This window comes from Roseovarius sp. SK2 (genome assembly GCF_028807495.1).
GTDB classification, from domain to species: domain Bacteria; phylum Pseudomonadota; class Alphaproteobacteria; order Rhodobacterales; family Rhodobacteraceae; genus Roseovarius; species Roseovarius confluentis.
In genome coordinates, this window is record NZ_JARAMK010000001.1 from 280836 (window position 1) to 300721 (window position 19886).

Annotated in this window: 17 protein-coding genes; 5 read left to right on the forward strand and 12 right to left on the reverse strand. The window is 63.4% G+C overall.

Translation table 11 applies throughout. The features are described from left to right. Positions 1 to 36 precede the first annotated feature (36 nt). The 8 genes from PVV74_RS01370 to PVV74_RS01405 all read right to left on the reverse strand — a co-directional run bounded on the left by PVV74_RS01370 (position 37) and on the right by PVV74_RS01405 (position 8988). Positions 37 to 1101: an extracellular solute-binding protein gene (locus tag PVV74_RS01370; protein ID WP_103761410.1), complete on the reverse strand. Its 1065-nt coding sequence runs from the start codon at positions 1099 to 1101 to the stop codon at positions 37 to 39. Between the two features lie 150 nt (positions 1102 to 1251). Continuing rightward, positions 1252 to 2397: an iron-containing alcohol dehydrogenase gene (locus PVV74_RS01375; RefSeq protein ID WP_274591970.1), complete on the reverse strand. Its 1146-nt coding sequence runs from the start codon at positions 2395 to 2397 to the stop codon at positions 1252 to 1254. Position 2398: 1 nt separating this feature from the next. Next, positions 2399 to 3778 carry an aldehyde dehydrogenase family protein gene (locus tag PVV74_RS01380; protein ID WP_274591971.1) on the reverse strand — a complete coding sequence of 460 codons (1380 nt, stop codon included), beginning with the start codon at positions 3776 to 3778 and terminating at the stop codon, positions 2399 to 2401. Positions 3779 to 3780: 2 nt separating this feature from the next. Next, positions 3781 to 5145 (reverse strand): glutamine synthetase family protein, encoded by a 1365-nt coding sequence (locus tag PVV74_RS01385; protein WP_274591972.1) that lies wholly within the window; start codon positions 5143 to 5145, stop codon positions 3781 to 3783. Positions 5146 to 5208: 63 nt separating this feature from the next. After that, positions 5209 to 6246 carry a TRAP transporter substrate-binding protein gene (locus tag PVV74_RS01390; RefSeq protein WP_274591973.1) on the reverse strand — a complete coding sequence of 346 codons (1038 nt, stop codon included), beginning with the start codon at positions 6244 to 6246 and terminating at the stop codon, positions 5209 to 5211. A 59-nt stretch (positions 6247 to 6305) separates the two neighbouring features. Continuing rightward, the gene (locus PVV74_RS01395) at positions 6306 to 7631 is read right to left on the reverse strand and encodes a TRAP transporter large permease (protein ID WP_274591974.1); all 1326 of its coding nucleotides are present in this window, start codon (positions 7629 to 7631) and stop codon (positions 6306 to 6308) included. Further along, positions 7631 to 8209 (reverse strand): TRAP transporter small permease subunit, encoded by a 579-nt coding sequence (locus tag PVV74_RS01400; RefSeq protein ID WP_274591975.1) that lies wholly within the window; start codon positions 8207 to 8209, stop codon positions 7631 to 7633. The genes PVV74_RS01395 and PVV74_RS01400 overlap by 1 nt, the downstream gene beginning before the upstream one ends. Beyond that, the gene (locus PVV74_RS01405; protein WP_274591976.1) at positions 8206 to 8988 is read right to left on the reverse strand and encodes an N-formylglutamate amidohydrolase; all 783 of its coding nucleotides are present in this window, start codon (positions 8986 to 8988) and stop codon (positions 8206 to 8208) included. Before PVV74_RS01405 ends, PVV74_RS01400 begins: the two co-directional genes overlap by 4 nt. 94 nt (positions 8989 to 9082) lie before the next feature. Between PVV74_RS01405 and PVV74_RS01410 the strand changes: the two genes are divergently transcribed. The 3 genes from PVV74_RS01410 (at position 9083) to PVV74_RS01420 (ending at position 11531) form a co-directional block, all read left to right on the forward strand. Continuing rightward, positions 9083 to 9946: a MurR/RpiR family transcriptional regulator gene (locus PVV74_RS01410; protein ID WP_103761872.1), complete on the forward strand. Its 864-nt coding sequence runs from the start codon at positions 9083 to 9085 to the stop codon at positions 9944 to 9946. A 265-nt stretch (positions 9947 to 10211) separates the two neighbouring features. After that, complete coding sequence (locus PVV74_RS01415; RefSeq protein WP_274591977.1) at positions 10212 to 10574, forward strand: cupin domain-containing protein; 363 nt, start codon at positions 10212 to 10214, stop codon at positions 10572 to 10574. A 114-nt stretch (positions 10575 to 10688) separates the two neighbouring features. Next, positions 10689 to 11531 carry a 3-keto-5-aminohexanoate cleavage protein gene (locus PVV74_RS01420; RefSeq protein ID WP_274591978.1) on the forward strand — a complete coding sequence of 281 codons (843 nt, stop codon included), beginning with the start codon at positions 10689 to 10691 and terminating at the stop codon, positions 11529 to 11531. Between the two features lie 134 nt (positions 11532 to 11665). Here PVV74_RS01420 and PVV74_RS01425 read toward each other — a convergent pair whose 3' ends face one another. Together PVV74_RS01425 and PVV74_RS01430 are read right to left on the reverse strand one after the other, a co-directional pair. Next, positions 11666 to 13117 (reverse strand): UdgX family uracil-DNA binding protein, encoded by a 1452-nt coding sequence (locus tag PVV74_RS01425; RefSeq protein WP_274591979.1) that lies wholly within the window; start codon positions 13115 to 13117, stop codon positions 11666 to 11668. Beyond that, on the reverse strand, positions 13117 to 14346 hold the full coding sequence (locus tag PVV74_RS01430) for a putative DNA modification/repair radical SAM protein (protein ID WP_274591980.1): 1230 nt from the start codon (positions 14344 to 14346) through the stop codon (positions 13117 to 13119). The genes PVV74_RS01425 and PVV74_RS01430 overlap by 1 nt, the downstream gene beginning before the upstream one ends. 171 nt (positions 14347 to 14517) lie before the next feature. On the opposite strand from PVV74_RS01430, the gene PVV74_RS01435 reads away from it, so the two are divergent. Beyond that, complete coding sequence (locus PVV74_RS01435) at positions 14518 to 15891, forward strand: NAD-dependent succinate-semialdehyde dehydrogenase (protein ID WP_274591981.1); 1374 nt, start codon at positions 14518 to 14520, stop codon at positions 15889 to 15891. Positions 15892 to 15936: 45 nt separating this feature from the next. Continuing rightward, positions 15937 to 17451, forward strand: coding sequence for a catalase (locus PVV74_RS01440; RefSeq protein ID WP_274591982.1), 1515 nt, complete (start codon positions 15937 to 15939; stop codon positions 17449 to 17451). 150 nt (positions 17452 to 17601) lie between these two features. On the opposite strand, the gene PVV74_RS01445 is transcribed toward PVV74_RS01440, so the two are convergent. Continuing rightward, positions 17602 to 17895, reverse strand: a complete 294-nt coding sequence (locus tag PVV74_RS01445) for a hypothetical protein (protein ID WP_274591983.1) — start codon at positions 17893 to 17895, stop codon at positions 17602 to 17604. Between the two features lie 196 nt (positions 17896 to 18091). Beyond that, the gene (locus tag PVV74_RS01450) at positions 18092 to 19729 is read right to left on the reverse strand and encodes an FAD/NAD(P)-binding protein (RefSeq protein ID WP_274591984.1); all 1638 of its coding nucleotides are present in this window, start codon (positions 19727 to 19729) and stop codon (positions 18092 to 18094) included. Positions 19730 to 19886 lie beyond the last annotated feature (157 nt).

Consider the following 19886-nt stretch of genomic DNA (forward strand, 5'->3'; position numbering starts at 1 on the left):
GCACCCTGCGAAAGGGTGCCGCGTTTTCATGGGCGATCAGTTGGCAGCCTGAACGCGGTCCAGGACTTCGCCTTCGATGGCCTCCAGACCGGCGGGAACCGGCGGGTACCACTTGATGTTGTCGACCGCTTCCGGCGGGAAGCTGTCCTGGTACTTGGCCTTGAGCGCGTCCTCGGCATACTCATCAGCCCCGGCAGACGCGGTGAAATTGCCCGCCGCCGCGGTGATCTTGGCCGAAACCTCGGGCTGCATCACGAAGTTGATCCACTCGTAGGCCACGTCGTCGGCCTGTCCCTTGGCGGGCAGAACGAACGTGTCGATCCAGCCAAGCGCACCCGAGGCCGGGGCGACGAAGGTGATGTCGGAATTGTCCTCGTTCAGCTTCCAGCCGCCGGTATCCCACGCCATCGACGCCGTGACCTCGCCCGAGCGCAGCAGGTTCATCAGCTCGTCGCCGCCGCTCCAATAGGCTTTCACGTTGGACTTGCACTCGGTCAGCTTGGCTTCGACCTTTTCCATGATCTCTTTGTACTTGGCCTCGTCGCCATAGGCGGCGAACGGGTCCTCGCCCATCGCGAAGGCAAAGCCGATCAGGGTGGGGCGCTTCAGGCGGTAAGAGACCTTGCCTTCCAGCGCGGGATCGCAGAGGTCGGTGTAGTCCTTGACCACATCGCCCGCCTCGGCGGTGTTCATCACCAGGCCGGAGGTGCCCCAGACATGCGGCACGCCGTAGACTTCGCCATTCACGGTGGTGTTGCCCTTGGTCGCTTCCAGCATGGAAGGGATGAAGAGCGACTCGTCGATCTTCGACAGGTCCATGGGTTTGTAGATGCCGAACTCCATCTGCGGGCCCATGATTCGGTCCTGCGAGGGCTGGGCGAGGTCGAAGCCGCCGCCGCCCGTGGCGCGCAGCTTGGCGATCATTTCCTCGTTGTTGGACTTGGTGACCTCGACGGTGTGGCCGGTCTGTTCCTCGAACATCTCGACGACCTCGTCGGGCGCGTAGCCGCCCCAGGTCAGCAGGCGCAGCGTGTCGGCGGTGGCGGCCTGCGACAGGCCGAACACGGCCAGGCAGGTTGTCGTGAGCAGTGTCTTTTTCATGGGTGTCCCCCTCTGGTGGATGATTATTTACGTGCAGGATGATCAGCATTGACCATTTGGTCAAACTCTTTGACGAGTCCGTGCCTTTTGCCTGAGTTTCTTGACAGTTTCTTGTCAGGCCCCCTGCCCGGTCACTTTTTTCCTTTTGCGTCAGAGACAAGCCTCGAAAAGCTTTCGCGTATTCTCGGCCGTCATCTCGATCGGGTTGCCGCCTGTCGACGGATCCCTCAGCGCCGCATCCACAAGCGTGTCGAGGTCGGGGTCGGTCACGCCCAGTTCGGTCAGCGTCTTGGGGATGCCAAGGCTGTCGTTCAGCTGGTCCACGAAGGCGCAGAACCCGTCAAAGCCGCCCTCGATGCCAAGATAGGCCGCCGCCGGACCGAAACGCTCGCGGATCGCGGGTTCGTTGAATTGCAGGACGGCGGGCATGCAGACGGCGTTGGTCGTGCCGTGGTGGGTATGGTGATGCGCGCCGATGGGGTGGCTGAGTGCATGGATCGCGCCAAGGCCCTTTTGAAAGGCCGTGGCGCCCATGGCGGCGGCACTCATCATGTTGGCGCGTGCCTCGATATCGGTGCCGTCGGCATTGGCGCGTGGCAGGTAGTCCTTGACCAGCCGCATCCCTTCGAGCGCGATTCCCTGGCTCATCGGGTGGTAGTGCGGGCTGGAATAGGCCTCGACGCAATGGGCGAAGGCATCGAGGCCGGTGCCCGCCGTGATGTGCTTGGGCATGCCCACCGTCAGTTCGGGGTCGCAGATGACGATTGCCGGCAGCATCTTGGGGTGGAAGATGATCTTTTTCTCATGCGTGGCCGAATTGGTGATGACCGAGGCGCGCCCCACTTCCGAGCCGGTCCCGGCGGTTGTGGGCACGGCGACGATGGGGTGGATGCCGTCGGGGTCGGCGCGGGTCCACCAGTCGCCGATATCCTCGAAATCCCAGACCGGTCGCGTCTGTCCGGCCATGAAGGCCAGCGTCTTGGCCAGATCGAGCCCCGAGCCGCCGCCAAAGGCGATGACGCCGTCGAAGCCGCCCTCGCGGTAGAATTTCAGCCCTTCCTCGACATTCGCGTCCGAGGGGTTGGGATCGACCTCGGCGAAGATCTCCCGGCCCAGCCCGGCGGCCTCCATCAGGTCGAGCGTCTTGGTGGTGATATCCATGGATTTCAGCCCCCGGTCGGTGACCAGAAGCGGTTTGCTCATGCCCGCGGAGCGGCACGCCTCGCCGATCTCGGCAATGCGTCCGGCACCGAAGCGCATGTTCGTGGGATAGGACCAGTTTCCGGTAAGAGCCATGTCAGAACTTTCTCAAGTGATAGGATTTGGGCCGCGTCAGGGCCTGGTAGGCGAGTTTCGACAGCCCCGCGCCGTGGCCGGTATCCTTGCAGCCGGTCCAGCACAAGGCGGGGTCGAGGTAGTCGCAGCGGTTCATGAAGACGGTGCCGGTCTCGATCCGGTCGCCGATGCGTTCCGCCGCTGCAATGTCGCTTGTCCAGACCGAGGCCGTGAGGCCAAAGCGGCTGTCATTCATCAGGCGGATCGCGGTGTCATCATCGGCCACGGGCATGATGCCGACTACGGGGCCGAAGGATTCGTCGCGCATCACCCGCATGTCGTGAGTGACATTGGTCAGGACCTGCGGGGTGACATAGGTGTTGGCGCCGTCATCCGCCTGCATCCGGTCGATATGGGCGGTGGCCCCGTCCTCCAGCGCCTCGGCAATCTGTGCGCGGACTTCCTTGGCAAAGCGGACATTGGCCATCGGGCCAAGCGTCGTCTCGGCCTCAAGCGGGTTACCCAGCTTCTGCGCCTTGACCCAGGCGACGGCCTTTTCGACAAAGGCATCGAACAGGGGTTCGGCGACGTAAATCCGCTCGATCCCGCAGCAGCATTGGCCCGCGTTGAACATCGCACCATCCATCAGCCCGTCGACGGCCGCGTCGAGATCCGCGTCGGCGCGCACATATCCGGGGTCCTTGCCACCAAGTTCGGTCGAGACCGGCGTGAACGTCCCCGCGGCGGCCCGTTCCATCGCCTGCCCGCCCCCGACCGAGCCGGTGAAGTTCACGAAATCCACGTGGCGGCCCGCGATCAGGGCGTCGGTCGTGTCGTGGTCGATGACCACGTTCTGGAACACGTCCTTTGGCACACCCGCCGCGTGCAGCGCCTCGGCCAGGTGCTCGCCCACCTGCAAGGTCTGGCTGGCATGTTTGAGGATGACGGAGTTGCCCGCGATCAGCGCAGGTGCGACCGTGTTGATCGCCGTCATGTAGGGATAGTTCCACGGCGCCACGACCAGGACGACACCCCATGGCACGCGCTTGATGACGCGGCGGGCGGTGTCGCTGTCCTCGATCACGTCCTCGGCCAGCCCCTCGGCGGCGATCTCGGCCATGTAACTCAGGCGTTCGCTGAAGCCGCCATATTCGCCGCCATAGCGGACCGGACGCCCCATTTGATGCGCCAGTTCAAGCGCCATGCGATCGGTGTCGGCCCCGATGATCTCATCAGCTTTGCGCAGGGCGGCGACACGCTCGGCCAATGGTTTTGCGGCCCAGTCCGCCTGCGCCGCGCGGGCCTTGTCGGTGGCCGCCACCGCCGCATCGCGCGGCAGCACATCGCGCGTGATATAAACCGATCCATCAATCGGCGAGATCAGGTCAACCGTCTTGCTCATGCTCATGCCCTTTCAAATCCGCGCGCGATTTCCCAGTCGGTCACGACGGCATCAAACGTTTCCTGCTCGACCTCGGCGGCGCGGGTGTAGTGATCGACCACGGCGTCGCCCATCACGCGGCGCAGCATGTCGGAGCTGCGCAGGGTTTCCGTCGCGGCCCGCAGGGTGTGGGGCAGCATCGGCACATCGTCCATCTTGTAGACGTCACCGGTGACGGGGGGCGACAGCTCCAGCCCCTCTTCGATCCCGCACAGCCCGGCGGCCAGTTGCGCGGCACAGGCGAGGTACGGGTTGATGTCCGAACCCGGCGTCCGGCATTCGATGCGCACGCCTTTCGTGCCGTCGCCCACCAGCCGGTAACAGGCGGTGCGGTTGTCGATGCTCCACGCGATCTTGGTGGGGGCGAAGGTGCCCGGCATCAAGCGTTTGTAGCTGTTGATGTAGGGCGCGAGGAAATAGGTGATGTCGGTGGAATATTTCAGCAGGCCCGCAACATAGCTTTTCAGCGTGTCGGACATGGTCAGCTCCGCATCCGCATCGTAAAACGCCGGCGTGTCGCCTTTGAACAGCGACTGGTGGATATGCGCGGCGGAACCCACCTTGTCGGCGTGCCACTTGGGCAGGAAGCTGGCGGCGTGGCCGTGCTGGTTCGCGATCTCCTTCACGGCCTGCTTGGCGATCGTGTGGTGATCGGCGCAGAGCATGGCCTCGGCGTAGCGGATGTTCAGTTCCTCTTGCCCGGTCTCGGCCTCGCCCTTGGTGTTCTCGACCGGCACGCCCGCCTCGAACAGCAGGTTGCGGATCGGGCGCATGACATGCTCTTCCTTCGTGGTCTGGAAGATATTGTAGTCCTCGTTGTAGCCGCTGATCGGAGTCAGGCTGCGGAAGCCCTCCTTGCGGATCTCGTCAAAGGATTTCTCGAACAGGAAGAACTCCAGTTCGGTCGCCATCATCGGGGTAAAGCCCATCGCCTCGGCCCGCGCGATCTGGGCCTTGAGGATCTGGCGCGGGGTATGCGGGACAGGCTCGTGCGTGTGGTGGTCGATAATATCGCACAGCACCAGCGCGGTGCCCTCAAGCCACGGCAGCCGGCGCAGCGTCCCGAGGTCCGGCTTCATCACGTAATCGCCATAGCCCTTCTCCCACGAGGTCGCCTCGTAGCCCTCGGGCGTGGCCATCTCGAGGTCCGTGGCCAGCAGGTAATTGCAGCAATGGGTTTCCTCGTACGCGGAGTCGAGGAAGTTCGAGACATGGAACCGTTTGCCCATGAGCCGCCCCTGCATGTCCACAAGGCAGACGAGGACCGTGTCGATCTCGCCTTTCGAGGCAAGCTTCTTTAGCGCGTCGAAGCTCAGATTGGCGGTCATGTGTGTTCTCCTTGAAATGAACGGAGCGCCTTGGGAAAAGGCGCTCCGGGTCTTTGGGCTGGCTTACTCGAAGTTGTAGGGCGCGCCGGCCTGGTTGATGACCGAGTTGTACTCGCGGAAGATGCCGACGATCTTCTCGTGAACCTCGCCTTCCTGGGCGACTTCGTCCCAGAATTCCTTGGCGGCGTTCTCGACCTCGGCCCATTCGGACGCGGGCACAGAGCGCAGTTCCAACTTGTCTCCATTGGCGCGCAGCGCAGCCTCGCCGCCCCAGTACCACTGGTTGCGATAGGTGTGCCCGGCCTCGACCCCGGCCATGACGACCGATTTCAGGTGATCGGGCAATTCGGCCCAGCGTTCCTGGTTGGCGAACCAAGAGCCGATCCACGCGCCCGAGATGTTGTTGGTCAGGAAGTAGTCGGTCACGTCGGCCCAGCCCACGGTGTAGTCCTCGGTGATGCCCGACCAGGCCATGCCGTCGAGCTCGCCCGTTTGCACGGCAACCTCGGCATCCTCGTAGGGGATGTTCACCGGCACGACGCCGAACTTGGCCAGGAACCGGCCCGCCGTGGGGAAGGTATAGAGCTTCAGCCCGTCGAGGTCGTCGACCGAGGTGATTTCCTTCTTGGTGTTGAAGTTGCACGGGTCCTGCCCCGCCGCAGACAGCCATTGCACGCCGACCTTGCCGTATTCCTCGCGCCAGATATCGGCGAGGCCGTACTGGTTGAAGAGCACCGGCACGTCGAGGATGTGCTTGGTCGCAAACGGGAAATACCCGCCGAACATGCGCAGCGGCGTGGGCGAGGCCATCGAGTCGTCGTCCGAATGAACACCGTCGATCGTGCCGCGCTGAAGCGCCTGGAAAAGCTCGCCGGTGGGCACGATCTGGTCGGCATAGAACAGCTCGATCTCCAGCTCGCCATTGGCGTTCGCATTGATGTAATCGATGGCCGGTTTGGTCACCTGCTCGCCAAGCGCGCTGCCGGCATAGGTCTGGAAGCGCCACTTGATCGCGGATTGCGCCTTGACGATCGCAGGGGTTGCAAGCGTCGCCGGTACGGCCGCACCGGCCGCTCTCAGGAAATTACGTCTTGTCGTCATTGTTATACCCTCTCTGTTAGGTTCAGTTGCTCGAACGCCTTGTGACCAAGGTCTTTTGTTTAATTTCCATAGACATACCCCGGCAGCCAAAGCGCGATTTCGGGGAAGATCATGATCGTCGACAGCGCCACCACCATCACCAGCACGAAGGGCAGGATGGAGGTGTAGATGTCCTTCAGCGTGATCTGGGGCGGCGCCATCGCGCGCATCAGGAACAGGTTATAGCCGAAGGGCGGCGTCATGTAGGCGATTTGCGTGGTGATCGTGTAGAGCACGCCGTACCAGATCAGGTCGAAGCCGAGCGCGCCGACCAGCGGCACGTAGAGCGGAGCCACGATCACCAGCATCGCGGTGTCGTCGAGGAACGTGCCCATCACGATGAACGACAGCTGCATCAGGATCAGGATCATCCAGGGGCTGAGGCCCAGCTGTTCGGTGAAGAGGCTCTCGATCGCCTTGACCGCGCCCAGCCCGTCGAAGACCGAGCCGAAGGCCAGCGCGGCCAGGATGATCCACATGAACATGCAGGAGATGCCAAGCGTCTTGCGCACCGAGGTCTCGAACACCTGCCGCGTCATGCGGCCCTTGACCACGGCGGCCAGGAAGGCGGCGATGGCGCCAATGGCCGAGGATTCCACGAGGCTGGTCCAGCCGTTCACGAAGGGCACCATCATGGTGAAGAAGATGAAAAGCGGCAGCAGGCCCGCGCCCAGCAGGCGGATTTTCTCGGCCATCGGGATGTTGCGCTCTTCCTTGGGCAGGATCGGGCCAAGCGTCGGGTTCAGGCGGCAGCGGATCACGATGTAAAGGACAAACATCCCTGCCATCATCAGCCCCGGCAACACGCCTGCCAGCCACAACTGCCCCACCGGCTGACGGGCGATCATGGCATACAGCACCAGCACGACCGAGGGTGGCACGAGGATGCCCAGCGACGAGCCTGCCTGTATCACCCCGGTGACCATCCGCTTGTCGTACCCTCGCTTCAACAGCTCGGGCAGCGCGATGGTGGCGCCAATGGCCATGCCCGCCACCGAAAGCCCGTTCATGGCCGAGATCAGCACCATCAGCCCGATCGTGCCCACGGCCAACCCGCCCGACAGCCCGCCCATCCAGACGTGGAACATGCGGTATAGATCATCCGCGATGCGGCTTTCCGACAGGACGTAGCCCATGAAGATGAACATCGGCAGCGTCAGCAGCGGATACCATTTCATCAGCTTGATCGCGGCGGCAAAGCCGAGGTCATAGCCGCCCCGGTCGCCCCACAGGAAGAACGCCGCGACGACGGCCACGAACCCGATAGCGCCAAAGACCCGCTGGCCGGTCAGCAGCATCAGCATCATGGAGGCGAACATCAGCGCGGCGATGGCTTCATACGGCATCAGGTGCGGGTCCCCTCGGGCCGGGCGTCAGAACTGTCTTGATCCTTGGGACCCATGTCGTACCCCTTCAGACGCAGGATATCCTTGAAGAATTCGCTGATGGCCTGAAGCAGCATCAGGAAGATGCCCACGACCATGATCAGCTTGATCGGCCAGAGGTAAGGCCGCCAGACACTGTTGCTGCGCTCGCCGCCATACTGGAAGGAATACATCAGGCTGTCCCAGCCGCCCCAAAGCAAAAATCCCAGGTAGACGATCAGGAAGAGCACGGTGAAGGCATCGACCTGCGCCTTGCGCCGGTCGCTCCACTCGCCATAGAGCAGGTCCATGCGCACGTTCGAGCCCATCTGGATCGAGTACGGTCCGCCGAGGATGTAATAGGCGACCATCGCGAACTGTGCCATTTCCAGCGTCCAGAGCGATGGGTTGATATCGAGCCCGATATCGCTGCCCAGCTTGGTAAAGGACGACCACAGCAGGATCGCCATCATCACGAAGATCCCGTACATCACGATCCGCCCGATCCAGCGGTTCAAGCGGTCGATGACCGCGACGTATTTCAGCATTGCCGCGGTCATGCCGGCGCGCCCTGCAGATCCAGCGCAGCGATCAGCATACCCGCCAGTTCTGTTGCGATCCGGGCCACGTCCGCCTCTGCGGTCAGCAAGTCGTTGCGCACTTCGATCATCACGTTTTTCAGCCCGCGTGCGATTGCGTGTCGTTCAAGCGTATGGGTCACCCCGTCACGCGCCGAATAGGGCTCGTTCAGATGGGTCACCAGCGTGGTGTCCGCGACCTGAAGCATTGTCGTCGCAAGTCCAGCATCCGCGTCGTGCAAGAGGCCCAACTGCGTCAGGCGCGGCTTGCCGTCCCAGATAGGTGCGAAACTGTGGATCGTGACCAGGGCCGGCGGCGCGTCAAAGCCATCGAGCACCTCGGACAATGTTGCATGGAAGGGGTCATAGACCTCCGCCGTGCGCGCGTCCTTTTCATCCTGGGTCAGGTCGCGATTTCCCGGCACCAGGACATCACCGCTCTGGACGGGCATCGCGTCGGGCGCCTGGGGCGGACGGTTCAGATCATAGACCAGCCGCGACACCCGGGCGAGGACCAGCGGCGCATCGAGCCGTGCCGACAACTCGCGGGCCAGCGCCTCGGCACCGATATCCCACACCGCATGGGAAAACCGGTCCTCCTCGGCCAGGCCAAGCGTGCCGAGCGTGGCAGGGATCACCGCGCTGGCATGTTCACAGACAAGGCAGACGGGCGCCTGCCCACCGCGGTTGACAACCTGCGACGGGTGCCCGTCTTCGGGCGAAAGAATCCGGTATGTGTTCGATCCATTCACACGGCCCATTAGTGGGAGGGACCCGAAAACTGTCAAGAATTTTTCGTAGACGAAACTACGGCCATATATTATCTTGTAGCAATTGCTTCAAAAGGCGTCGCAGGTGACACGGACCGGCATCGTAAAGGACAAGCTGAAGGACAAGGCCGGCGCGTTGACCCCGGCCGAGCGCCTTTTGTCGGACGTCCTTTTGCGGGATTACCCCATGTCCGGGCTGCAATCGATCACCAAGCTGGCCGAGGCCGCGGGCGTGTCGACACCGACGGTGATCCGTCTGGCGCGAAAGCTGGGTTTTGACGGGTTCCCGGAAATGCAGGCCGCCCTGCGCGAAGAAGCGTCGGCCCAGATCAAGAAGCCGATCCTCAAGAGCGAGGGCTGGCCGCAGGGCCGCAAGGATTCCCCCGCCTTCCGCAATTTCGCGGAAGCCGTGTTCGAAAATCTCAACCAGACGATCGAGCGGCTCGACCCCGCCACGTTCGACGCGCTGGCCAAGGTTCTGGCCGATACACGGCGCAACATCTTTCTGCTGGGCGGGCGCATCACGCGCTCGAACGCGGATTATTTCTTCAACCACCTCCAGATCGTCCGCCCCGGCGTGACGCTGTTGTCGCAATCCCCCAACGTCTGGCCGCAATACCTGATCGACATGGGGCCGCGCTCCGTCCTCGTGATTTTCGACATTCGCCGCTACGAGGCGGATCTGGCCCGGCTCGCAAGCCTGGCCAAGGAACGCGGCGTGGTCATCGTGCTTTTCACCGATCAATGGGGCTCGCCGATCTCGCAAACGGCCGATCACGTCATCAACGCGCTGGTCGAGGTGCCCTCGAGCTGGGACTCGACCCTTGGGATCAACCTGATCGTCGAGGCGCTTATCGCCGCCATCCAGACCCAACGCCTTGAAAAGGCGCGCGACCGGATCGAGGAACTCGAGGGCATGTTCCGCTCGACACGGATATTCAGAAAGTGACGCTGCCCAGGTCTACGACCCGGTAATTGGTTCGAAGATGTTGGTCCTGGGGGCGTGATCCTCCAAAGAAGTTGCGTCGAACAACGTTGGTTTTTCCATATCACCGGCGGCGCCAGACGAACGAAAACAACATTTTGCCCATGAGATGCACAGCTCGCACAGGCCAGCTGAAGCTGGGTCAAGACAGGCGGAAACCTACCGCGACATTGATGTTCCGAACACGTTTCAATACCGTTCACTAAAAGACAGGCAAGAGGATATGCGCATGGCAGACCAATTTCAGCCGACTCGGGAAACCGCGACACTGGCCCGCCCTGCGTCCGGGACGGTCCATCTGAACCAGTCTGCCGTGGACTGGCAGGATACGGGTATCCCGGGCTTCGAGACGAAACCTCTATACGAGGCGGCATCGGGCGAGATGACCATGCTGATGAAGATCGCGCCCGGGGCGTTTTCCGAGGCCCACGCACATGAAACGGTCGAGGAAATCTACGTGCTGGAGGGGTCTTTCTTCGACGACGAGAACAGCTATGAGCCGGGCGACTTCATCATCCGCGCACCGGGTGCCATGCACACCGCAGGCAGCAAGTCCGGCGCGCTGGTGCTGCTGAAGTTCTCGCCCGGTTGAAGGACCTTCGTTCGCTTTCAGACGCGCATCCAAGGAAAACAGGTCAGCGCGGCGCCCGTTTCGTACTGCGCCATGTTATCCACTCTCAGGACAATAAGGAAAAGGTATTCTTCGATGTCTGACGTAGCTGGCAAGCCTTGCATCCTGTGTTGCGCGATCACCGGGTCGGTGCCGCGCAAGGCCGACAATCCGGCGGTCCCGATCAGCGTGACCGAGCAGGTCGAAAGCAGCCACGCCGCCGTCGAGGCGGGGGCGAGCATCATCCACGCGCATGTGCGCAACGAGGACGAGACGCCCTCCTCGGACCCCGACCGGTTCGCGGCGCTGAAGGAAGGGCTCGAAAAGCACTGTCCCGGCGTGGTGATCCAGTTCTCGACCGGCGGACGCTCGGGCGCGGGCAAGGCGCGTGGCGGGATGCTTTCGCTGCGGCCCGACATGGCGTCGCTGTCGGTGGGGTCGAACAACTTTCCCACGAGAGTCTACGAAAACCCGCCGGACCTTGTTGCGTGGCTCGCGGGGGAGATGACCCGCTTTGAGATCACCCCCGAGATCGAGGCGTTCGACCTGTCGCATATCCTGCAGGCCATCGCCTTGCATGACGCGGGCATTGTGCCGGGCCAGCTTTACGTTCAGTTCGTCATGGGCGTGAAGAACGCCATGCCCGCGGATCGCGAGGTGTTCGACTTCTACGTGAAAACGATGCGGGAGCGTGCGCCCGATGCCGCGTGGTGCGCCGCGGGGATCGGCGCCAACCAGGTGGTGGTCAACGAGTGGGCCATTGCCGCGGGCGGACATACCCGCGCGGGACTGGAAGACAACGTGCGTCTGGATCGCGACACGCTGGCCCCGTCCAACGCGGCGTTGATCGCGCGGGCCGCCGAGATTTGCGCGAAATACGATCGCCCGGTGGCGAGCATCGCCCAGACCCGCGACATGCTGGGGCTGCGCCCGGCATAAACTCAGATGCGAGTCGCTCCTGGAAGGCGTCGATCCGAGCTGGCGCAGGGCGACGCCTTGCGACGTCGGAACGAATGCTTGGCGTCTTCGCCTGGAGGGGTGAGGCTGGCGTGGTCCAGTGCCCTCGCCGGTAGCTATTGCACCGCGCCGGGCACGTGTTCCGTAACGTCTGATTGAAGCACCTTGGCGGCGGCGGCAAGGTCGTGCCGCAATTCCGTGCGCGCCGCCGTCGCCGCAGGGCCGTCAAGGCGCAGGACATAGCTGGGGTGCCACGTCACCAGCACAGCGCCGCCGTCATGGGCGGTCTCAACCTGGCCACGGCGGGCATTCATTGGCGCATCGTTGCCGGTCAGGGCATAGGCCGCCGAGCCGCCAAGCGCGACCGTCAGCGTCGGCTGCACGAACCGGCGTTCGAGGTCGAGCCACCAGCGGCAATGGTCGATCTCGTGCCGGTCGGGGTTCTGGTGCATCCGGCGCTTGCCGGTGGGGCGGAACTTGAAGTGCTTGACCGCATTGGTCATCCAGCTGTCGCCGACCTCGGCCTCTTGCATGAGCGTGGTCAGCAATTGACCCGCCGGACCCACAAAGGGCTTGCCGGCGAGATCCTCGACATCGCCGGGCTGCTCGCCGACGATCATCAGGTCGGCGCACGCGTGCCCCCTGCCCCAAAAGGTCTGCGTGGCGGCCTCGCACAGACCGCAGCGCTGGCACTGCATGGCGGCGGCGCGGGCCTCTTCCATGCTGTCGGGCATGTCCGTCATCTTGGGTTGCGGCAGTCGGCTGAGGATTCGTTCGGCATGAGCGGGCGTCTCGGTCGGCATGGCGGCGCGCATCTTTTCCACCCGCGCCTCGGCGTCGGCGAGCATCCCGGGGATGAGGTCGGTCTCGGGCAGGTTCTTCCAGTATTTCAGCGGCATCTCCGAGCGCATGGCCTGAAGATGCAGGCGCGCGGGATTGAAGATGTTGGCGAAATAGGTGCCCCACAGCGCCTCGGAGGCGTCTTCCGGCAGGTCGGGGCGGTCCGCCGGGGGATGGAAGGTAAGTTTGCCATCCTCGAACCGGGCGACGCCCTGCGGCGTGGCGATCATCCAGTCCATGTCGGCGAAACGCTTGGCGAAAAAGGGCGTGCCGGTTTCCAGTATATGGTGATCGGGCTCGAACCATGCGCCAAAGCTGCGGCGATCGCCCTCGGTGGGCAACTCGCGGAACCGGACGAAGGCGTGCATCTTGTGGATGTCGCGGCGCACGGCCTTTTGCAGGACCGAGAGCTTGCGGGCGATCGGATCGGCGGGATTGGCGAGCGCGCGGCGGTGGGTCTGGTGGCGGTGAAGCGCCTGGTAGAGCAGCGTCGGCGCCTCGGTGCCGGAGTGGCAAAGGGCGGTCCTCGCCAGCGACAGGAACTCCTTGGTCGTGGTCACCGCGTGGGGGCCGTCCGCCTCGGGCAACGGGTCGGCGGGGAACAGGCTGGTGTCCTCTCCCCTGCCCCATTCGACCTCGTCCGGCGGGATGGCATGGCTCAGAAGGCGGCGGGCGGCGTCGCGCCATGCCTCGAAGAAACCGAGTTCCGGCAGCGAGACGCGGTACATCAGAAGAGGCTCAGCTGTTCCGGCGCGGGCGCGAAGCGGGCGCGCAGATCGGCGCTGTCGGTCAGTCCGGCTGGGGACCAGTCCGGCGTGGTAACAAAGGATTTCGCCATGCTCATCCGAGCCCCGATGCGCAAAAGGTCGGCGTAGCGCAAAACGCCCGAACGGCGGGCGGTCAGGATGCGGTTGACGGTCTTGGTGCCGAAGCCCGGGACGCGCAGCAGCACGTCGCGCCCCGCGCGGTTCACGTCGACGGGGAACTGCCCGCGATGCGCCAGCGCCCAGGCCAGTTTCGGGTCGATGTCGAGGTCGAGATTGCCCGAGGCCGCCACATCGGTGATCTCGTCCACGTCGAAGCCGTAGAAGCGTAACAGCCAGTCGGCCTGGTAGAGCCGGTGTTCGCGCACCAGGGGCGGCTTGATCAAAGGCAGCATCGCGGAACTGTCGGGGATGGGCGAGAAGGCCGAGTAATAGACACGGCGCAGCTTGTAACCGGTGTAAAGCCGCGAAGATGTCGTCAGGATCGCCTTGTCGTTCGAGCCATCCGCGCCGACGATCATCTGGGTGGACTGGCCGGCGGGCGCGAATTTCGGCGCGCGTTTCCCTGTGTGGGACCGTTCCTTGCTGGCCTGCTGTTTCAGCCGGACGGAGGCCATCGCGGCGCGGATCGTTTCGGGGCGCTTTTGCGGTGCGAGGGTGCGGGTGCTGTCATCCTTGGGCAGTTCAATATTGACCGACAGGCGGTCGGCATAACGCCCTGCCTCGTCGATCAGCTCCTGGCTGGCCTCGGGGATGGTTTTGAGGTGAATGTAGCCCTTGAAACCATGATCCTCGCGCAGCATCCGGGCGATGCGCGTGATGTCGGCCATGGTGTCGTCCGGGCTCTTGATGATGCCGGAGCTGAGGAACAGGCCCTCGATGTAGTTGCGGCGGTAGAATTCCAGCGTCAGGGTCACGACTTCTTCGGGGGTGAAACGTGCCCGCTCCACCCCGCTGCTGACGCGGTTGATGCAGTAGGCACAGTCGTAGATGCAGAAATTCGTCATCAGGATCTTGAGCAGGCTGATGCAGCGCCCGTCGGGCGTGTAGGCGTGACAGATCCCGCTGCCGCCCGCGCTGCCGATGCCGCCATTGCGGCTGTCGCGGCGGGTCGTGCCGGACGACGCGCAAGAGGCGTCGTATTTCGCGGCGTCGGCCAGGATGGCCAGTTTGTCTGAAAGGGTTTTACGCATGTGAACGAAAGTAGAACATGCGAACGGAAATGCAAGAAGGTTAATGAGCCGGCGCGGACTATTCGGCGCGTGTCCGCCTCGGGCGCGGCATCCGCGCACAGGGGGCGGAACATGTGGCGACCGGCTGGGGTTGAGCCAACAAGTTCATCACGTAACGAGAGAGAGTTCAGCATGTCCAAGATCGAGACAATCAATCCCGCAACGGCGGAAAAGATCGCAGACTACCAGACCATGAGCGAAGCCGAGGCTATCGAGGCGGTTGAGGCGTGCCACGCGGCCTTTGTCGAGTGGCGTGAAAAGAGCCATGACGAGCGCGGCGCTGTGCTGAAGGCGATTGCCCACGAACTGCGCGACAACACTGCCGAGCTGTCGCAGCTGATGACCCGCGAGATGGGCAAGTTGCCGAAGGACGGCAAGGACGAAATCGAGCTGTGCGCTCAGATTTTCGAGTATACGGCCGAGCATGGGCCGGGCCAGCTGAAGGACGAAACCCGAGACTTGGGCGACGGCAACAAGGGGCTGGTGACGTATCAGCCGATCGGCGTGGTCTACTCGATCCAGCCGTGGAACTTTCCGATGTATCAGCCGGTCCGCGTGCTGGCTGCTGCGCTGATGGCAGGCAATGGCTGTGTCCTGAAACATGCCGAGATCTGCACCGGCAGTGCGCTGCGCCTGCGGGAAATCTGCATCACGGCAGGGTTGCCCAAGGATATCTTCCGGGTTCTTCTGATCGATCACGACACGTCGGACAAGGTGATCGAACATGACAAGGTGCGCGGCGTGACCATGACCGGCTCAGACGGTGCCGGGAGCCATATCGGTTCTGTCGCAAGTAAGGCATTGAAGAAGACCGTGCTGGAGCTTGGGTCGAACGATGCGTTTCTCGTCCTGGAGGATGCGGACGTTGAATTGGCCGTGAAATTGTCGGTTCAGGGTCGGCTTTACAACAACGGTCAGACCTGCGTGAACGCGAAGCGGTTCATCGTGACCGACAAGGTCTATGATCAATTCGTCGATGCCTATGCCGATGCGATGTCCAAGATCAAGGTGGGCGCTCCCGATGACGACGAGACCGAGCTTGGCCCGCTGAGCAGCCAGGAACAGCTTGAGACCGTCATGGAGCAGGTCGAAGAGAGCGTGAAGAAAGGCGCGAAGATCCTCGCCGGTGGAAAGAAACTGGATCGGGACGGTGCCTATTACCCCGCGACCGTGCTGGGGGACGTCACCCCCGGCATGCCGGCTTATGACGACGAGATCTTCGGCCCCGTGGCCTCGGTCATCCGCGCCAAGGACGACGAGGACGCGATGCGCATCGCCAATGACAGCCGGTACGGCCTGGGCGGTGGCATCTTTTCGAAAGACACCGAGCGCGCGGCGGAGATGGCGAAGAAGTATTTCGACACCGGCATGGTGCGGATCAACAGCTTTGGCGCGGCACACCCGAACATGCCCTTCGGCGGCGTCAAGGACTCGGGCTATGGCCGCGAACATGGCGGCTTTGGCGTGCGGGAGTTCGTGAACATCAAGGGCATCTGGCTGGATTGATCCAGCCGCCCTCGCGCCTGCCGGAATGAGAAAAGGAGAGTAACGATGACCAAGCGAAAAACACTGACCACCACGTCAGGCAGCCCGTACACAACGAACGAGACCTCACGCACCGCCGGTGCGCGGGGTCCCGTTATGCTGGAGGACCATCAGCTAATTGAAAAGCTGGCGCACCAGAACCGTGAACGCATCCCAGAGCGGGTCGTGCACGCCAAGGGCTGGGGCCTTCAGGGCACGTTCACCGTGACCAAGGATATTTCCGAATACACGTGCGCCAAGCTCTTTTCCGAGGTCGGCAAGCAGACCGAGGTGCTGTCGCGCTGGTCCACCGTGGCGGGCGAAAGTGGCGCTGCGGATGCCGAGCGTGACGTGCGGGGATTCTCGCTGAAGTTCTATACCGAGGATGGAAACTGGGACATGGTGGGCAACAACACCCCCATTTTCTTTATCCGCGACGGCTACAAGTTTCCCGACTTCATCCGCACCCAGAAACGCCACCCCAAGACCAACCTGCGCTCGCCCGAGGCGATGTTCGACTTCTGGTCGGCCCAGCCCGAAAGCGTGCACCAGGTGACGATCCTGATGTCGGATCGCGGTATCCCGCGCAGCCCGGCGCATATGAACGGCTATGGCAGCCACACGTTCTCGATGTGGAATGACAAGGGCGAGCGGCATTGGGTGAAGTTCCATTTCCGCACCCACCAAGGCCACGAGACGCTGTCCGACGACAAGGCGGCCGAGATCATCGGCCACACGCGCGAAAGCTACCAGGAAGAACTGTGGCACATGATCGAGGAGGGCAACCATCCCAAGTGGACGCTGTTCATCCAGGTCATGACCGAAGAACAGGCGCTGGAAACGGAGTTCAACCCGTTCGACCTGACCAAGGTCTGGCCGCATGACGAGTTTCCGCTGACCGAGGTGGGCGAGTTGGAAATGCACACCTTTCCAGAGAACTATTTCCAGCTGGTCGAGAACGCCGCCTACAGCCCGAACAACGTCGTGCCCGGCATCGGCTTTTCGCCTGACAAGATGTTGCAGGCGCGGCTCTTTGCCTACGCCGATGCGCACCGCTATCGCCTTGGCACGCATTACGAGGCGCTGCCCGCCAACGCGCCGAAAAATGCCGAGGTGCGGCATTATCACAAGGACGGCGCGATGCGGTTCTTCACCAACGATTTCGGCAATCCGAACGCCTATTACGAGCCGAACCAGTATGACGGCCCCGTGGCCGACCAAAGCGCCGAGGAGCCGCCCCTGCGGATCGACCCCGAGGCCGTCGTGGGCCGGTTCAAGCAGGAAGAAAGCGACGTCGACTACGTGCAGCCTCGAAAGCTTTATGCCGAGGTGCTGAACGATGCCGAGCGCGACCGCCTGCACAAGAACATGGCGGGCGGCATGGCACCTGTGTCGGAGGATGTTAAGGAACGCTGGCTCGCGGTTTTGAAAAAGGTGCATCCCGACTACGAGGCGGGTGTACGAACGGCGCTGGAGAGCGGCAACCATGGCGAGCCGTCGCTGCCGGTGACGGACGACACGCCGGTCGAAGCGGCCGAGTAGCAAGAAACGGCGGTGACAGGCCGCATATGTGCCTGTCACCACCCGCCGCGTCGCATTCTGTTAACGAATAGCCATCATCGCAGTACAATGGATTAAAAAAGGCCGGCACCTCGGGCAGAGGTGCCGGCCTTTGCATTGCATAAGATCGCCTTAGTTCGAGGTCGTGGTGCTGCTCGACCCGTCAAGGCCGATAATCAGCAGTGCACCTGCACCGGCAGCGGCGGCAGCCGCTGCGGCCGGGCCCGTCCCCATGCCGAGACCGGCGCTGGCACAGCGTGCCTGAACCAAGTCACCGCCAGGGGTGAACGTCGCGCCCACCAGGGTCGCTCCGCCACAAGCGTTCACGCGCATTGCGTAAGCTTCCGCGGTTTCGCCCGCGGCAACCGGCGGACCGTCTTGAACCGGCAAGGTCTGTGCCGCCTGTGCCGCTGCCTGGATCGGCATGATCGCCCCGAAGGCGACCGCGCAGGTCGTTGCTAGGAATTTCTTCTTATCATTCGCCTCGTTAATTGTTCACCTCTGTGCGCAAGCACTTTTGCAAACACACCCATGCATGTGAAGCGTAGGGCGCCACACACCATGATCAACCGATTTTAACAGGATAAGCAGCGATCCGCCAGTGATGCTGGTGCTTATGCCTTTATTTCGGGCGCGGTGTGTTTCGTGCAAGCACCCCTCTCGCCCAGCGGACCGAGGCCTGGCCGAAACAATCGTGGATTGAATCCGCGGCGATCACGCTGCCCAGTGCGAGGCGGCCCAGAAATGCCAGGCCCGGAACGATGGCACCGTGACGGTCCAGCATCTGCCCGTCCGCGGCCACGTTTGCCGCAGGGCCTTCGGCCATGGCGCAGAGCCTGCCTTGCCGGGTGAGCGCGGTGACGAGCGGCGCGCGCAGTTTTGACAGGTCGGGCGACGGCAGGACACCGTCGACCATGACGGTGGCTTCGGCCCGGTGATCCTCCGATGCCAGCGTCCAGCCCGCCCCGGTGAGCGTGATGTCGGGATCTACCGTCAGGTCGAGCGTCACCACACCGGCTGCGACCAGGGCCGCAACTTCCCGGCAGGCCGAAACGGGAGGGCCATAGGAATAGCGTTTCAGCCCCTCGTCGAATCCTACCAGCAGGCTCGCCGTTTCGGGCGGTGTGGTCGCGGGGTTGTAGCCCCGGCGCAACGTGTCCTGCCACTTGCGCCAGACCTGCCCAAAGACGAAGCCCGTCGAGGGCGCGAGGCTGCCGTCGGCCATGGAAATCCCGGCCTGGAGAGCAGAGATGGCGGGGCCGGTTTCCTGCGATCCGGGTTTCTGCCATTCCCGGGCCAGCCAATTGGCGGCATCCCCGGAGGCTCCGTCCAGCTGATCCAGCACGCGGCAGACGGCGGCCAGGAGGGCATCAGACACCTGCCTGCGCGCCACGTCTGGCTGCGCTTCGGCCGCGGAGGATATGGCAGCGGCGAAGCCTTGCGTTTCCGCCTCGGTCGGGTCGAACCGTGCATCGAGCGCCGCAGTCTCTGGCTTGGGGAAGGGTGGCAAGCCGTCCAGTGAGAACGGCACCAGCAGGCCCGGCTCGGTGCCCGAGGGGACATAACGCCCGTTCTCGAACCGACCGCCCTGCCCCAATGTCAGCACCCGGATCACGTCGAAGGCCGACAGCGCGAGCCCCCGGATCGCAACGGTCTGTCCGGTCCAGCGGTCGGCGTCGCGTTGCAGTTTCCAGGCAGGATAAGCCTGGCGCAGCACCGCGCCGGTATTGGCGGCGTGGGTCTGCCAGTCGTCAAGCTGCTCGTCGGGGCTGACCTCGGGCTGGCCAAGGGTCAGCAGGACCTCTGCATAGGGGCCGTGCCAGATGTCCGGACCGGCGCGCAGCATCCAGCCGCCGTCACCATGTTCCAGCCCGTCGATCACGGCGGTGTCATGGCGCAGGGAAAGGCCACCATGGCGGCGCAGCTCGGCATAGCGCGTTTCGAGATAGCGCCCAAGATCGCGGCGGCGGGGGAACGCATCGGGCGCCAACCCGGCATCCTGCCAATCGGCGAAGGCGCCGCAGCGCGAACCGCGCGGAGGACGAATGTCGATATCGCGCATCGGGGTGTTCAACTGACAGACCGGGCTTTCGCCAGGGTCGAAATTGGGGCCGGCGCCGGGGGTGCTGGAGGGCTCGAACAGATCGACATGCAGCGCCCTTGCGGCGGCGCCTGCCCGCTCGGCCAGCGCCTCGAGTGCGCCGAGCCCCCGTGGGCCAAAGCCGACAACGGCGATTTTCACTGTGTTTTCGCCCGCCATGGTCAGCCTTCGTTTTTTTCCGTCTTTCCCGGATGTTGTAGCGCAATCTCCGCCGCTTCAATAGAAGGGCCGTGCCGTGGCGCCCGGAAATGGGGCGCGGCAAGATTTTGCGGGCCGCAAGGTGCGTTCCCCGGTCGCCTTGCCGCAAGTTGTCGTC